The organism is Roseivirga sp. (genome assembly GCF_034669765.1).
Lineage (GTDB): Bacteria > Bacteroidota > Bacteroidia > Cytophagales > Cyclobacteriaceae > Roseivirga.
Genome location: NZ_JAXMOQ010000006.1, coordinates 166,011 through 180,784, shown reverse-complemented (window position 1 = coordinate 180,784; position 14,774 = coordinate 166,011). Strand labels below are relative to the sequence as shown.

General features: G+C 39.3%; 9 protein-coding genes. 4 read left to right on the top strand and 5 right to left on the bottom strand.

What is annotated here, in order from left to right:
* Window positions 1–118 precede the first annotated feature (118 nt).
* Together VOI17_RS13475 and VOI17_RS13470 are read left to right on the top strand one after the other, a co-directional pair.
* Window positions 119–2,500, top strand: a complete 2,382-nt coding sequence (locus VOI17_RS13475) for an ABC transporter permease (protein ID WP_323757744.1) — start codon at window positions 119–121, stop codon at window positions 2,498–2,500.
* A gap of 80 nt (window positions 2,501–2,580) precedes the next feature.
* A complete protein-coding gene (locus VOI17_RS13470; RefSeq protein ID WP_323757743.1) occupies window positions 2,581–3,045 on the top strand; it encodes a nuclear transport factor 2 family protein in 465 nt (154 codons plus the stop codon).
* 39 nt (window positions 3,046–3,084) lie between these two features.
* On the opposite strand, the gene VOI17_RS13465 is transcribed toward VOI17_RS13470, so the two are convergent.
* From VOI17_RS13465 to VOI17_RS13445, 5 genes are read right to left on the bottom strand one after another with little or no spacing between them, the layout of a single operon-like run.
* On the bottom strand, window positions 3,085–4,356 hold the full coding sequence (locus VOI17_RS13465) for a pitrilysin family protein (protein ID WP_323757742.1): 1,272 nt from the start codon (window positions 4,354–4,356) through the stop codon (window positions 3,085–3,087).
* 5 nt (window positions 4,357–4,361) lie between these two features.
* Window positions 4,362–5,513, bottom strand: a complete 1,152-nt coding sequence (gene porV / locus VOI17_RS13460; protein WP_323757741.1) for a type IX secretion system outer membrane channel protein PorV — start codon at window positions 5,511–5,513, stop codon at window positions 4,362–4,364.
* A 31-nt stretch (window positions 5,514–5,544) separates the two neighbouring features.
* A complete protein-coding gene (porU, locus tag VOI17_RS13455; protein WP_323757740.1) occupies window positions 5,545–8,943 on the bottom strand; it encodes a type IX secretion system sortase PorU in 3,399 nt (1,132 codons plus the stop codon).
* 20 nt (window positions 8,944–8,963) lie between these two features.
* Window positions 8,964–9,662 (bottom strand): CDP-diacylglycerol--serine O-phosphatidyltransferase, encoded by a 699-nt coding sequence (gene pssA, locus VOI17_RS13450; RefSeq protein ID WP_323757739.1) that lies wholly within the window; start codon window positions 9,660–9,662, stop codon window positions 8,964–8,966.
* A 3-nt stretch (window positions 9,663–9,665) separates the two neighbouring features.
* A complete protein-coding gene (locus VOI17_RS13445) occupies window positions 9,666–10,313 on the bottom strand; it encodes an MBL fold metallo-hydrolase (protein WP_323757738.1) in 648 nt (215 codons plus the stop codon).
* A gap of 71 nt (window positions 10,314–10,384) precedes the next feature.
* On the opposite strand from VOI17_RS13445, the gene VOI17_RS13440 reads away from it, so the two are divergent.
* Together VOI17_RS13440 and VOI17_RS13435 are read left to right on the top strand one after the other, a co-directional pair.
* Window positions 10,385–11,437 (top strand): FAD-binding oxidoreductase, encoded by a 1,053-nt coding sequence (locus VOI17_RS13440; protein ID WP_323757737.1) that lies wholly within the window; start codon window positions 10,385–10,387, stop codon window positions 11,435–11,437.
* Between the two features lie 24 nt (window positions 11,438–11,461).
* The gene (locus tag VOI17_RS13435) at window positions 11,462–14,728 is read left to right on the top strand and encodes a hypothetical protein (protein ID WP_323757736.1); all 3,267 of its coding nucleotides are present in this window, start codon (window positions 11,462–11,464) and stop codon (window positions 14,726–14,728) included.
* The last annotated feature ends 46 nt before the right edge of the window (window positions 14,729–14,774 follow it).

Sequence of the window (14,774 nt, the reverse complement as noted above, 5' to 3'; positions counted from 1 at the left end):
CGCCTCAAGGAGAAGGTATCGGGTTGCACTTTTTGATGCGAGGTTGACTATTGAGTTAAAAGCAACCTTTGTTTAAGTTTTTGCATCTTTGAATTACTCAAATCAAAACAATAAGGTCATGTTCGAAAATTTTTTCAAAGTTACGGTTCGGAGCTTACTGAAAAGTAAGCTCTTTGTATTCATTAACATTGTGGGGCTAGGGTTGGCCTTAGCCTGCTGTATTGTGGCTTTTCTCAATTATGAGTTTGCCACCACCTTCGATAAGCAACACACTAATTATGATGAACTCTATCAAGTCTCTGTACGGATAGATCAGAATGGTAGTCAGGTACCATTCGGTTTTGCTCCAATGCCTTTAGGTACGGTCATTAAATCAGAAATTCCAAGTATTGAACGCGCAAGTAGGTTTGAAAGGGCAGGGGTTACAATCAAGAGGGACAACAATGTTTTCAACCGAACGATGGCTTTTGTGGACCAAGACTTTATGGAGATGTTCACTTTCCCCATGTTATATGGAAGTGCTGAGAGCTATCACGAGCTTTCTACGGTTTTGATTTCTGACCGAGCGGCTATTGCCCTGTTCGGAAGAGAAAATGCGGTTGGTGAAACCATTGAATTGGTGCTTACTGGAAAGCCTAATATTCTACTGACAGTGGGAGGCGTTTTTGAAGAACCAGGTCTGAAAAGCACTCTACAGTTTCAGCTGGTTGCGGATTTCGAAAATTTCTACCGTAACTTTAATGTGAAAAAAGATGACTGGAGTCAATTCACAGATGGCTTGTTTATTCAAAGCAAAGACCCCGCTATTGTGGAAACGGCTCCGGCACTACTACAAAAATATGCTGCTGTTCAAGCAGAGGTGAAAAAGGACTTACCTGCCAGTGGGTTTTGGGTGCAAACCATGGATGAAATCGCTTTCAACGGAAGAGATTTGAATGGGACCAACTTAGGGAATGAAGCACTTCATCCTGCACATATTTTGGTGCCAAATATTATGGCTGTGCTCATTCTGCTTTTGGCCTGTTTCAACTTTACCAATACCGCTATTGCGATGTCCAATAGAAGGTTGAAGGAAATAGGAATAAGAAAAACAGTTGGTGGGTCTAGAGCGCAGTTAGTAATTCAATTTTTAGGAGAAAACTTGGTTTTGTGCTTTTTAGCACTGCTATTGGGGCTGTTGTTTTCTTTGTGGCTGGTGCCAAAATACAGTGATATGTGGCCCAATATGGATGTTTACTTAAGCCTTCGTAACAATCCAGGTATGATTATTTTCTTAATCTCCAGTCTTGTGCTAACTGCTCTTTTAGCGGGCGGTTACCCAGCTATTTTTGTAAGTCGATTCCGTCCAGTGGCTATTCTTAGAGGGAATCTAAAGGTAGGTTCATCCAGTATCTTATCTAAGGTTTTACTTGGGTTCCAAATGCTGATTTCAGTAATGGCTTTGGTTTTTGGTTTTGCATTTGTCCAGAACTCTAACTTTCAAGAGGGCTTAGATTTGGGTTATGATCGAGAGGGCATTTTGATGGTGCCTCTCAATAATTCAAATGAAGCAGAGAGGTTTAGGGCAGCAGTTCAAACCAACCCTTTAATACAGGAGTCCGCCCTTACAAACGGACATGTAGGGTGGAGTTCTTACCAAAGGCCTGTGAAAACAGAAGGTAATGAAGGGCAAGTAACTATTCTGGATATTGGGCTCAACTATATGGAAACGATGGGCCTTAAAGTAGTAGACGGGCGTTCCTTTACTTCTGAAAATCAAGAGACTGATAAACAGAGTGGGATTGTGATTAATCAAAAAATGGCTTCTCGTTTTGGATGGGAAGAGCCAATTGGTCAGCAAATTACGATGAACGATAGCCTCAGGTACACTGTGGTGGGTATGGTGAAGGACTTTTATACTTTTGGTCTGTGGGCACCCATTGAGCCGATGATATTAAGGCTCAGAGATGACAAGGATTTATCTATGCTCATCACTAAGGTAGACCCTAAGAAAGCTGGTGCAACAATGGACTACCTTGAATCTACGTGGAGTGAAGTGATCAAAGATAGGCCTGCTAGAGTTTATAGTCATGAAATCAATGTCCTTGGTGAGGCCAGAGATGTGAATAAGAATATTGTAACGATGTTCTTGTTTCTAGCCTTAATAGCCGTTGTGCTTTCTGCCATCGGACTCTTTACCCTTGTCTCTATCAATATTCAAAGTAGAACCAAAGAGATCGGTATCAGAAAAGTACTAGGCGCTTCTATTGCTAGAATTACCACCTTAATTAACAAGCCATTCTTGATCATTGTAGGTATTGCGTCAGTGTTGGGAGGAGCGGTGAGCGTTTATTTTGCGGGGATGCTGATGGGTAGTATCTGGACTTATCATGTAACTCCGGGCTTAATAAGTGCACTAATACCCATTTTGACTATTCAATTGATTGCCCTTCTTTCTATTTCAGGCAAAGTGATTAAAACAGCAAAAAGAAACCCCGTGGAATCATTAAGATACGAGTGAGAGATTTGTGAGAAGATATTATGTAACCTAAAACTATAAATTCAGTTATAGTTATGTAATCACTAACACAAATATCAATTATGAAAAAAGGTCATTACTTACTGGTTATCATTTGTCTCTTGGGTTTATCATCTTTTGCTTTCATTAAACATGAAGCAAAAGACAGGGCTGAAGAAGAGGCAATCAAAGATTTAGTATTGAAGTCGTATGTGCATGGAGCATTCAATGAATTGGATCCCGAAGCCATGAAGAAGGGTTTTCACGAAGACTTTGCCATCTATTCAGCCAAAGGTGAAAGCATAAGTAAATACCCCATTGCTACTTGGGCCGATGGTGTCGCGAAAAGAAAAGCCAATGGCTATGATGCTAAAGATCCGAAGAACAAATGGGAGCATAAATTTGCTTCGGTGGATGTTACTGGCGGTGCAGCTCAAGTGAAAATCGAGCTTTTTAACCAAGGTAAACAGGTGTACACCGATTACCTCAGTCTAATAAAATTTGAGAGTGGTTGGCGAATTGTTGCCAAAGTGTATAACCAACATTAGAAAATGAAACACCCTAATCTGAAAAAGGTTAGGGTTTTTTTATGCCTTCTCTGGCCCAGCAATACAAGTATAAAAGCTGTCGGGTTGAAGATGGGTATTTACCATTTCGGAAATGTCTTCGCTAGTTACTTGGTATACAGCGTTTAAGTACTGTTCGTAAAAACTCATGTCCATGCCTTGGAAATACACAGCCTTAAATTTCTCCATGATGGCAAAAGGCGAATTTACAGAGCCAGCAAATGAACCAGCCATGTAGTTTTTTACTGTTTCCAATTCATTTTCGCCAACAGGTTCTTGCTGAAGCTTTACAATTTCTTTGAAAACTTCGTCAATAGTCGCTTGCTCGTTTTCGCCATTTACATCTGTACCAATACTGAAGTAGCCTTCTTGATTTAGGGAATAGAGATGTGAATGAATGCCATAAGTGAAGCCTTTTTCTTCGCGAATATTTTTCATTAAGCGCGAGCCAAAGAAACCACCAAAAAGCTCGTTGGTTACCGTGAACTTCATGTAATCAGGGTGGGTGCGATTAAAGAGTACTTTCCCGATTTTTATGGACGACTGAACAAAAGCGGGTTTCCTAATTTCATTTAAGTGACCAACCGTGTTGGCAATTTTGTATTCAGGTAAGTCTACTTTTTTTATTTGGTTTTTGCCGAAGTTCAACTCAATAACTTCATGGAAATTATCGGGTAGTTTCCCAGAAACCATAATGTCGAAATCCCTAAAGTTTGAAGCGAAAAAAGCTTTCACTTCTGCCAGTTGAACGGCCTGTATTTTTTCAACGCTGTTACTTTTCCCATAAGGATGATCTAGCCCAAAAAGCGAACTTCTCAACGCTACCGAAGATAAATAGCTGCTTTTTTCGAGGTTTAGTTTTAGGCGTTGAACCTCTTTTTTCTTTAATGTTTCAAACTGTTGCTCGTCAAAACTAGGGTTGCTTATTACTTCTGAAAGAAGAGATAAGTTTTTGTCGAAGAACCTGGAAAGGCCGTAAAATGAAATTGTACTCTGATCGAAGCCTGGGGAGAATTCAGCAAAACTGCCTATGAAATCAACGGCTTCGGCCAACTGATGAGCATTGCGGTTTGTAGTCCCCTCATTTAGCATTTTAAGTGCGAATGAGATCATGTTGTAGTTTTCCGCAAACCAACTACCGCAAGGAATTACTAAATCTATTTTAAAGACTTCTACAGCCGAATCATTCAAATAGAAGACTTTCCTTCCGTTTGAAAGTGCTGTTGAATGGACTTGGGGAATAGTAACTTTTTTGATGGGCTTAAAACCCGGAGCGATTGTTCTATCGAGCATTCGTTTTACTTGGCTTTTTTGTCAAGGTTGTAAGTAAGTCCAAAACGCAAGGTTTCGGCCAAAGGATGTTCTTGTAAGGTAGGAACCAAATAAGCGAAATCAATCCCTAATTTTTTTACTTTAAAGCCCACACCCGCAGTAAAATACTTTCTGTTTCCTTTGTTTTGGTGTTCCGAAAAATACCCAGCTCTGATCGCAAAAGTCTCTTTGTATTCATATTCGGTACCGAAAGAAATCATGATTTCTTGAAGTTCTTCATTAAATCCATTTGGGGCATCGGCAAAAGAACCAAACATACCTCCAATTAACGACTTATCTCTGTGGCTACCGTCCGCTTGAGGAGTAGGTACCATCAACTTATTGAAGTCTAAGGCAAAAGTGATCTTGTTGTAAGGATCAAGGAAACTAGCCAAAGCAGCTCCTAATCTTAAATTCGTTGGAATGAAATCTTCTTCATCGGCTGTGTTATATGAAATTTTCGCTCCAATGTTTGAAATAATACCTCCAAAGGAAAGCTGACTTTGCTTGTCTAACACATTCATTTCCGTTTTATAATACACTCCAATGTCAGCTGCAATACTGGTGCCTGGTTTTGGGTCCATTACTGGGCTCGTGGTAATGTTTCCAGAAAGGTTAGAGTGGATAAATTTACCTGAAACACCAATACTTAAATCGTTGCTCAACTTTCGTGAGTAGGTACCAGCAATGGAGAACTCTCTTGGGTTAATCATCTGAAGATTGTTGCCAACTCCATCAGTAAGCTGAATGTCTCCCAAGTCAAAATAGGTAAGGGCCATTCCGAAAGCCTGATTGTCATCTATTTTTTTGTAGCCAGACAAATAAGAGATAGACATGTCGTCTACAAACTTGCTTAACCAAGGTGTGTATGAAAAAGCAAAACCGTAATCATTGTTAATGAAAGCGAGTTTTGCAGGATTCCAGTGGATAGTATTGGAATTAGGTGCGGTGGCTGCTCCAACATCTCCCATCGCTCCCGAAATTGGATCTGGAGCAATGGCTAGAAAAGGAACCGCAGTAGTGATTACGTTCTTTTTGGTGTCCTGTCCTGAAATTACCCCTGAGTTTTGGGCTATAGCTGGAAGCGAAAAAATGACGGCTAATACCAGGATTACTACGATCCTAATGTTAATTTTCATGTAATTTTTTTTCAAAGATACTATTATAAAACTAATATGAAATAATAAGTTTTTTGCGCTTGGTGTACGTTTTTCCGTTGTTTTTGGACATTAAAACAACATTGTAAACGTAGATTCCTTTACCCAATTTAACCCCGAAATTGTCTAAACCATTCCATTCAATGCTTTCTGTGTTTGAACCTACTTCAATGTCTGAATGTATTGAAATAACTTTCTCTCCTTGAGCATTTATGATCTCAATCCATAAATCCAATGGTTCGCCTGCGCTGTTATGCGAAATATTGAAAGTGGTATTCTCTATCAACGGGTTAGGGTAGCTGTTTATTTCTGTGATGATTGTGGAATTTTCATTCGTCACGGTAAATTCAAACATTTTCTTAGTCAGGTTATTGTAGTTGTCCCAAGCTTTAATCTCTAAGGTGTTGATGCCCAAAGGCAAGTCTCGCATTGGGAACAGGGCTTCTCCTTTTCTGAAATTATCTTTATCAGCATCATAAAAGCTATTTAAATTGTAAGTCACCGAATCGTTTAGCGTAACCGAAAGGTTTTGACCAATCCCATTTTCTGAAATGTTGATGCCGCTTTCATCGAACAACTTAAGAATAAGCGTTGCATCTCGCTTTAACACTGGTCTGATGACAGGGGTAGAGTCATTAATAAAAGTCCTGATACTAGGTGGGATATTGTCTTCGTAAAGGTTTTGGGCCGTGCCTCCTAGTATGAAATCGATTTTAGCTCCGAAAGCATCTTCAGGACTACTCTTATTTAAGGCATACATGCTCATCTTCCCGCTACCATATTGATAGTTGATGTTTTTAGGTACTACAAATTCAACAGTGAAAGCCCCATTGATTACTGATGCTTGTCCATTGAAAAGTTGACCATTACGCTCTAGGTATTTAAATTTATCACTTTCAGTACCAATCGTTTGCAAAGTGTTTCGTTTGTCGAAAAGACTAAAAGTGAGTTCACCATTAAAGGTTTCTATTTGCTTGCCATTCGACTCAATTTGACCTTCAATTCTCACCCTTTCTAGTGCACTTATTGTATCTGCTTTGGCAGCAGGTGATTTGCCATTGATACTCGTAATGGTAATTTCGTTTTTAGGGTAGGCCAAACGCATGCTTGGGTCACCTAGAAGGATGAAATTTCGGTTGTTAGCTCCATTCAGAGCATTATTTTTCGTAAAACGAATGATGTCGCCAAGCCTTTGGAAATTACCATTAGGCTGTTCTAGAATGGTCTTATAAAGTGCTAGGTTCAAGGCGTAATTGGAAGAAGAAAACACAGGACGCGCAGTGGCCACCAAAGCAATTGCTCCACCATCTTCTTTGAAGATTATTTTTTCGCCACCTGAAAAAATAGAAGGGTCATCGTTTCTGGCAAACTCACATGTAGCGGTTACCAATAAAGGCAGTCGGTTAGTGTTTTTCCAGTCGTCAATGGATTCGGTGGTTAAAATACGCTCTTGCATCCAGCCAGTCTCTGCGCCATGTCCAGTGAAGTTCATAATCAAAACTCCTTGCTCAACAGCATCTAACAATGCTTTTTCAGCCTTGGGCGATGATTCTCCATTGGGCGATCGGATTTGCTCGTAAGCATCAAGGTAAATTTTTCGCACATTAAAGCCCGCATAAGTGGTATCTACCAGCGTGGCCAATTGATCCGCATCGCGCTGATGTAAATTATTGTCACCATCATCGGCAACAAAAACCAATCTGCGTCTCCAATCTCCAATACTCGCTGTGGAGGTTTGATAATTAATGATTTTATCAACAGCGGTCTTGGCTTGTGCTAAAGTAGTGCTCGGAATTCGGCCCATTCCAATGTCTGACGTATGATCACCCGCTCTGCTTTCCACCCACTCTCCTTCGTCCTCTTCTAGAAAACCAAAATAGTCATCTGAAGAATAGGAGGTTAATGGGTGAATTGAACTTCTGGATTCATAAGTGGGAACGAAGTTAGAGTTGCTTTCAATTCTACTTTTGTAATCATAAGAGCCTTTACCAAAAAGTAGTAAATACTTGAGTTGATCATTTTGTATCTTCAAGTGACGCATGAAATCACGGATGGCAGTTATGTCTTGCCTCCCTGCGGAAAACTCGTTGTACACCTGCTGTGGTGTAGCGACTAAAACCGAAAGGTTGTCTGCGCTTCTTCTAAAGGATGCTAGCCTTTCCGCTTCGGTTAAAAACTCTGGTGCGGAAATAATTACCATATCTGGTGTTGCACTTCCTTTTAAATCTTGATTTGCCAAGGGTGCAAATTTTGTAGGAAGCGGCTGTAATGCCGCTTCAAACATGGCATATTCGTGAAGTTGATCTGAAAAAGCACCAAATCGAATTTCTGAACCACTTAAATTAATCGTTTGACTTTGAACTACCAATGGGTTGGTAATGTCCCAAACCATCAGGTTCTGATTCGCTTCAGAAATTTTGAAAGTGGTTAAGGCTTGAGCCAAGGACTTTGCGCTTCGAAATAAAATTAAGCTGCCTGTATATTGAAGTTTGGTCGGAATATCCATCAGGAAGTTGTCTAAGTAAGCCACAGCTCTATTGGATCCGCTTGGGTTGAAACTGAGCTTAAGGCTAAGCTGACCTGAACCAGAGAAATTAGAAGAACTGATTTCGAATACGTCCGATGCTTCATTTCCCTTAATCCCATACCGCGTATCTTGAATGGGCGAAAAGTCAAGCTGACCAATGGATTGACTGTTCAGACTTGCACTCATGGAAGTAATATTGAATGCTTGACTTAAAGCATCCAATTGTACTTTGATTTGCTCGTTGGCCGCTAAGTTGGAAAGCGGAAAATCGAATCTCAGTTCATTATTTGTACTAAAGCTTTCCCCGTACCATTTCCTTCCTGAACCGAGAATGTTTTTGGTGTCCGTTTCGTGCCTAATAATTTTGTTGTAAGAACTTACCTCTGGCAAGTTGGTGCCTAAATTCGGAAGGCTTTCAATACGTAGACCTTTGCTGTTTTTTACGGTGATGAAGTAATGAACTTCATCAGCATAGAGGTTTTGAATAGATTCAAAATTCTTGGTTGTTGGGTTGAATCGAAGTTCATTTACTCGGTCTACATAAAAAAGAATGTAATCCCCAGCGTTGAAAGTAGCATCGCTTTCTCCAGCGACAAAAATAGAGGTTTCTTTCAGGCCTTCCCTTTGTATCGAAATGGCTTGTGGAAGCATTCCTCCATTACTCCCATAAATAGCAATGTTCTGCGGGTTTATCGAGCCGATGTCAAAACCCATTTGACTTAAAGTACTTTGATCGATCCGGTAAACGCCTTCTTTGTCGAAGCTCATTTTCACCCATTTACCAGTGGCTAAAACGCTCGAATTTTGGGCAGTCGCATTCCCTACAAATACCTGAATGAAAAAGGCAATGAGCAAGATATGTTTTGATCGTAATCGACTGGCCATTTCTTGAAGCTCAACGCTATTTAAACAGTTTTCTTATGTGCAGGCTGGGTAAGCAGCGAAAGCAAAAGATAGACAACAATGATTAAGGGTACTGCGGCAGTTTTGAATATCACAATGAGCACAATACTCAATAAAATAAGCAAAAAACGCTGCCAGTTGTCTTTTACGGTAAAGTTTGAAAATTTGAAAGAAAGTAAGGTAACTGGGGCAACCATTAATAATGAAAAGACAATAGCACAAGTGAAAAGCACCCATTCGTTGGCCAGAAAGCCACTCATGAATGTATCGCCAATAATAATTAAAGGAAGTGTGCTGGTAAAAATCCCGTTTGCAGTGGTGGTTAAACCTGTAAAGCTTGTCGTTTGATTTTCGTCAACATTAAACTTTGCCAAACGCAAGGCAGAAAAAACAGCAATGAGTACGCCTGCATATTCAAGTGGCGAATCAATTTTACCCACCAGCATATGATAATATAGAATAGCAGGAAGCAAACCGAAGGTAATGAGATCGGCCAATGAGTCCAGTTGTTTCCCGATTTCAGATTGGGCTTTAAGGATTCTTGCTAAAAAACCATCCAAGAAATCGAAGCCAGCGGCCAACCAAATCAGGTAACATGCAGTAGCTATTTCTCCCTGAAAAGAAAGAATAATACCGACAGTTCCGCAGCTTAAATTTGCTAGGGTAAACAGGTTTGGGATGGCTTTTTTGATTGGTTCCAAAGGTTATTTTTTAAGAGCGCAAAATGGGTTGGTGGCTTTTTCATCTCCAATGGTGGTTGGGCCGCCATGCCCTGGGTAAACTACCATGTCATCATCAAACTTAAAGAGTTTGGAGTGAATACTTTTAATTAGAGTGTCAAAATCGCCTCCAGGTAAATCGGTTCTTCCGATACTTCCTTCAAAAAGTACATCGCCACCGATACAAACATTTTCTTCTTCGTTCACAAAAACAATATGGCCGGGCGCATGACCTGGAGTGAAGTAGACTTTAAGTGCGCTTTTACCAAACTTGACAGTGTCGCCTTCCTTTAGGAATTTGTCTGGTTGCGTTGGAGTGTAATTTTGAAAACCATAATTAGCTGCATAGACACCCACAGACCTCAAAGTATCTTCATCATGTTCACCAATAATGAGATCAACTTTGAATTTTCGTTTCACGAAATCATTCCCTAAAACATGGTCGATATGACCGTGTGTATTCAAGAGTGATTTCACCTTTAGGCCTTCACTTTCAATAAATTTAACCAATTCGGCCTCTTCATCCTTCTCATAACAACCAGGATCTATAATTACCGCTTCCTTTGTTTCGTCAAACAAAACATAGGTGTTTTCCATAAAGGGATTAAAGGTGAATGGCTTGATCTTGATCATAAAATACTGTTTTGCTCAAATTTCATTTAATAATAGCCATTATTCAAAAAATGTTGGTTTAAATTCGGCCAATGTTAGTGGATTATATTCTGGTAGGGCAGGGGTTGGCTGGAAGTATCTTGGCCAATCACTTGATAAATGCGGGTTGTAGTGTGATGGTTTTTGACGATCCGTTGCTTTCCAATTCCTCTAAAATTGCGGGAGGCCTTTATAATCCAGTGACTGGCCGTAAGATGGTTAAAACTTGGAATGCAGATAACCTATTTGGCTATCTGACAGATTATTATCCTAAACTTCAACAGCAGTTAGATGCCGATTTCGTGAATGATATCCCTATCTACCGACCGTTTATTTCTCCTGAAGAACTAAATGAATGGATGGGTAAAAGCGCTGATATTGATTATTCTTCGTATGTAAAGGCAGTTCATAATAGTTCGGCATACGGAAATCAAGTCAACGATGATTTTGGAGGGATTCTGTTAAATCAATCAGGCTTTGTGGATACGGGTAAACTTTTGGATGCTTCAAGAATATTTCTGGAAGAGAAAAAGTGTTTAACACAAACGTATTTCAATCCTGCAGATTTAAAGCTAGATGAGGGTTTTGCCAGTTATCAGGGTATAAAATGCAAGTCAGTGATTTTCTGCAATGGTCATAAATCGCTTGAGCAACAATATTTTGGTTGGATTCCGTTAAGGCCTGTAAAAGGCGAACTCCTGATGATTAAGACGGAGGAAGATTTAAGGGTAATTCATAACAGGGGTGTTTTTGTTATTCCATTAGGAAACGGAATTTGCAAGGTGGGCTCTACTTATGACCATAAAAATTTGGATGAAAATCCAACCATTGAGGCAAAAAACGTGTTAGTACATAAATTGAATGAACTGGTCAAATTTTCTTATAAAATTGAGTACCAGTTGGCTGGCGTAAGGCCCGCGACAAAAGATAGAAAGCCAATAATTGGTCAACATCCAGAATTTAAAAGTTTGATTTCTTTTAATGGATTTGGCACAAAAGGGGTTTCTCTTATACCATATTATGCTATGCAGCTCACGCAGCTTTTAACAGACGCTGGCAGTATAGATGATGAGGTTAATATTGAGCGTTTTTTTTCGTTATATTAACAGTCTTTTCTGAAAAGAAGATATATGCTTAAATCTCTACGTTACCCATTCATATTAGCCTTTTTAACCATTGGCTTTTTGTCTATTCCTTATTCTTCTAAGGCGCAGGTATATCGTGAAGTGTATGGGCAAAACAGAATTCAATACAAATACTTTGATTGGCAGTATTTAAAGTCGAACAATTTTGAGGTTTATTTTTATGAAGGTGGCGAAGATGTGGCCAAAAAATCAATTGCCTATTTAGAGTCTGAATTCAGTAGGGTTACCGAAACTATTGGTTTTTTTCCATACTCTCAGACAAGAATATTTTTATATAATTCCATCGCTGAAAAGCAGCAAAGCAATGTTGGTGTAAGAGGAGATGATTTTACAATTGGCGGTCAAACTGACTTTGTTAAATCTCAGGTAGAGATTGCTTTTTCGGGTGATTACACTTCATTTAAAAAGGAGTTGATCTTTAATTTCACCAAAATGTTGGTGGAGGAAATGTGGTTTGGTGGAAATCTGGCTGAGATGTTTCAATCTTCTTTTTCATCACCAATCCCCAATTGGTTTATCGATGGTATTTCTGCTTATGTAGCCTATGGTTGGACGAAGGAGTCTGACGACATGGCCAGAGAGTATGTTTCACAGGATGAGCCCGTCAAATTTTCGAAATTAAGCAAAGAGGTCAATTTACTATTAGGCCAGTCCATTTGGAGCTTTATAGCTCAGACCTATGGTAAAAGAGATATTTCAAATATTCTGAACTTAGCCAGAATAGTGAAAGACGAAGAGAGCAGTATTTCCAAAACATTGGGAGTTCCTTATAAAGACTTTATGACTGGGTGGAAAGCCTATTATTCCCAAATGAATACTCGAATTTTAGAGAGTTATAAAAGGCTTCCAGAAACACAAGTCATTTCTAGTAATCGATCCAAAACATCGGTCATTAGTCATTTGAAATTTAACGGTGAAGGCTCATTGCTGGCCTATGCTGTCTTTGATAAAGGGAAGTATGAAGTTCGAGTGATCAATATGACTTCTCAAGAGGAGGAGGTGATTTATAAAGGAGGAATGAAACTGTTATCACAAGAGGTAAATGACAATTATCCCCTCTTGAGTTGGGTTGATGAATTTACTTTAGGCATTGTGGCCAATACCGAAGGCAGGAATACAGTAACAATTAAGAGAGTTGGAGCAAAAGGACAACAGGTTTTGGCCATTCCTACTGTGGGGCAAATTCAGAGTTTTGAATTTAAGCAAGGGGGGAGACTGGCCGCTTTAACTGGGGTAGTAAATGGTAAAAGTGACGCTTATTTGTTTTTGGTGAATAGAGGCACAATCAGAAGGATTTCCAATGATAGCTATGACGATCGAGATATTAGCTTTTTGCCCGAATCCAATGTGGTATTGTTTGTTTCAAACCGACCTAGTGATAGTGTTTATGTAGAAGGGCCAGCTGCTTTGAAAGATGTTGAATCCAACCAGTTTAATGTGTTTAGTTATGATTTGGACTTGGTAGATAGTGTTTATGGTAAGTTAACCAATTCTCTTTCGGTTGAATCGAAACCCGTTGCTAAGAACCTGAATGACGTTTATTATTTAAGTGATCAACAGGGGGTGAATAATCTTTATTTGCACACAATCAACGATTCGATCAGTAAGCAAATGAGTAATTATAGCTTAGGAATTAAGGAATTTTCTCTCGATCCTAATAATAATCGAATTGCGTTTATCTCCACTATTGACTCTAAGGATGTGATTTACTTGGAAGACCTAGGTAATATCCAGCATGTGTTTACGCCTGTAACCCCTAGAAGAGAACTTGAAAGTATTCGTATACTTACTGAAATCAGGAGAAAGAGATTGTTGAATACAGAAAACATTGATAGTCTTGAAAAGACCTTAAAAAGCACAGAAATACCAAAGCAGCCGAAAATTGATTCTTTAAAAACGGGTGCAATTGATACGGAAAACTATGTCTTTAAAAATGAGTCCAAAGTAAACTCTAAAGATTATAAGTTTGAAACACCAGTGTCTGATGATCTGGGATCGAGTAGGTCGTTTTTAAGCCTATACCAAAATAGGGGATTAAAAAACACAATAGAGGGTCCTTCTGTGTACGAATCACGTTTTCAAACCAATAATATTGTGACATCATTTGTAATTGACGAACTGAGGGCTTTTTCTCAGTTATTAGAAATTCAAATGAATGACTATCTAGAAAATCATAGGTTTCATGGAGGAGCATTGATTCCTTACAATTTCAATAGTGGATACGATGTTTTTTTAGAGTACGATTATCTCAAAGAAGCCATTGATGTAAAAGCTAAGTATTATCGAAAATCTATTGTCCTAAGAGATAATACTACTCCTCAGTCGCAACGCTATAACCTCAATAGATTTGAGCTCGGAGCGGCTTTGCCTTATAGTCCTTACCTAAGGTTTGAAGTCAACCCATTTTTTGAACAAACCAGGTATATTGATTTAGATTATCTTCTGTTGCTTAATGCACCTGCAGGAATTCAGGCAGAAAAAACAGCGAATTATTTGGGGCTGAAAACGAGTGTTGTTTTTGATAATAGCTTGACGGGTGGTGTGAATATTCACGAGGGAACAAGAGCTAAACTCAGCTTTGAGTCTCATTCAAAGCTGAATAAAAATGCGATTGGCTTTAATAAAATTGAAGCGGATGTTCGCCATTATGAAAGAATTACTAAGGGAGTTTATTTGGCAGGAAGATTATTCTTTGGCCATTATGGTGGAAAAGCACCTAAGGCTTACTTACTTGGCGGAGTAGATAACTGGGCGTTTAATAAACGTGAAGCAGTAGAAGGCACGGAACCCGACCCTTTTATTCTGCAAAGTCTTAATGACAACAGCGATATCCTATTTAACCAATTTACTAACCTAAGAGGTTATTCCTATAATACGTTTCAGGGCAGCACCGTTTTGACTTTCTCAGGAGAACTTAGGCTGCCTGTAAATCAATTTCTAGCCACATCGGAGACCAAATCAAGTTTTATTAGGAACCTTATGTTTCTTGGCTTTTATGACGTTGGTTCTGCTTGGTACGAAATTTCTGCCTTTAACGCTCGAAATGATGTAAATACAGAGGATATTGAACTTCCAGGCTCTCCTTTTTCTGGTGTAATTAATGATTTTAGTAATCCTTGGTTACAAAGTACTGGGGTAGGAATGAGGACGATGCTTTTTGGCTTTTTCTCAAGGCTGGACGTGGCTTGGCCGATCCGAGATTTCGAAGTAGGAAATCCTAAACTTCAAATATCAATAGGTTACGATTTCTGATTCCTTTTTGAGATTGGCTGAATAGGTTTAACTTCGCGGGTTGTTT

Excerpts from the sequence above, each read along its gene's own strand:
- VOI17_RS13440 (WP_323757737.1), top strand. The coding sequence starts at position 10,385 with ATGTTAGTGGATTATATTCTGGTAGGGCAGGGGTTGGCTGGAAGTATC.
- VOI17_RS13475 (WP_323757744.1), top strand. The coding sequence starts at position 119 with ATGTTCGAAAATTTTTTCAAAGTTACGGTTCGGAGCTTACTGAAAAGT.
- porV (WP_323757741.1), bottom strand. The coding sequence starts at position 5,513 with ATGAAAATTAACATTAGGATCGTAGTAATCCTGGTATTAGCCGTCATT.
- VOI17_RS13470 (WP_323757743.1), top strand. The coding sequence starts at position 2,581 with ATGAAAAAAGGTCATTACTTACTGGTTATCATTTGTCTCTTGGGTTTA.
- VOI17_RS13435 (WP_323757736.1), top strand. The coding sequence starts at position 11,462 with ATGCTTAAATCTCTACGTTACCCATTCATATTAGCCTTTTTAACCATT.
- VOI17_RS13465 (WP_323757742.1), bottom strand. The coding sequence starts at position 4,356 with ATGCTCGATAGAACAATCGCTCCGGGTTTTAAGCCCATCAAAAAAGTT.
- porU (WP_323757740.1), bottom strand. The coding sequence starts at position 8,943 with ATGGCCAGTCGATTACGATCAAAACATATCTTGCTCATTGCCTTTTTC.
- VOI17_RS13445 (WP_323757738.1), bottom strand. The coding sequence starts at position 10,313 with ATGATCAAGATCAAGCCATTCACCTTTAATCCCTTTATGGAAAACACC.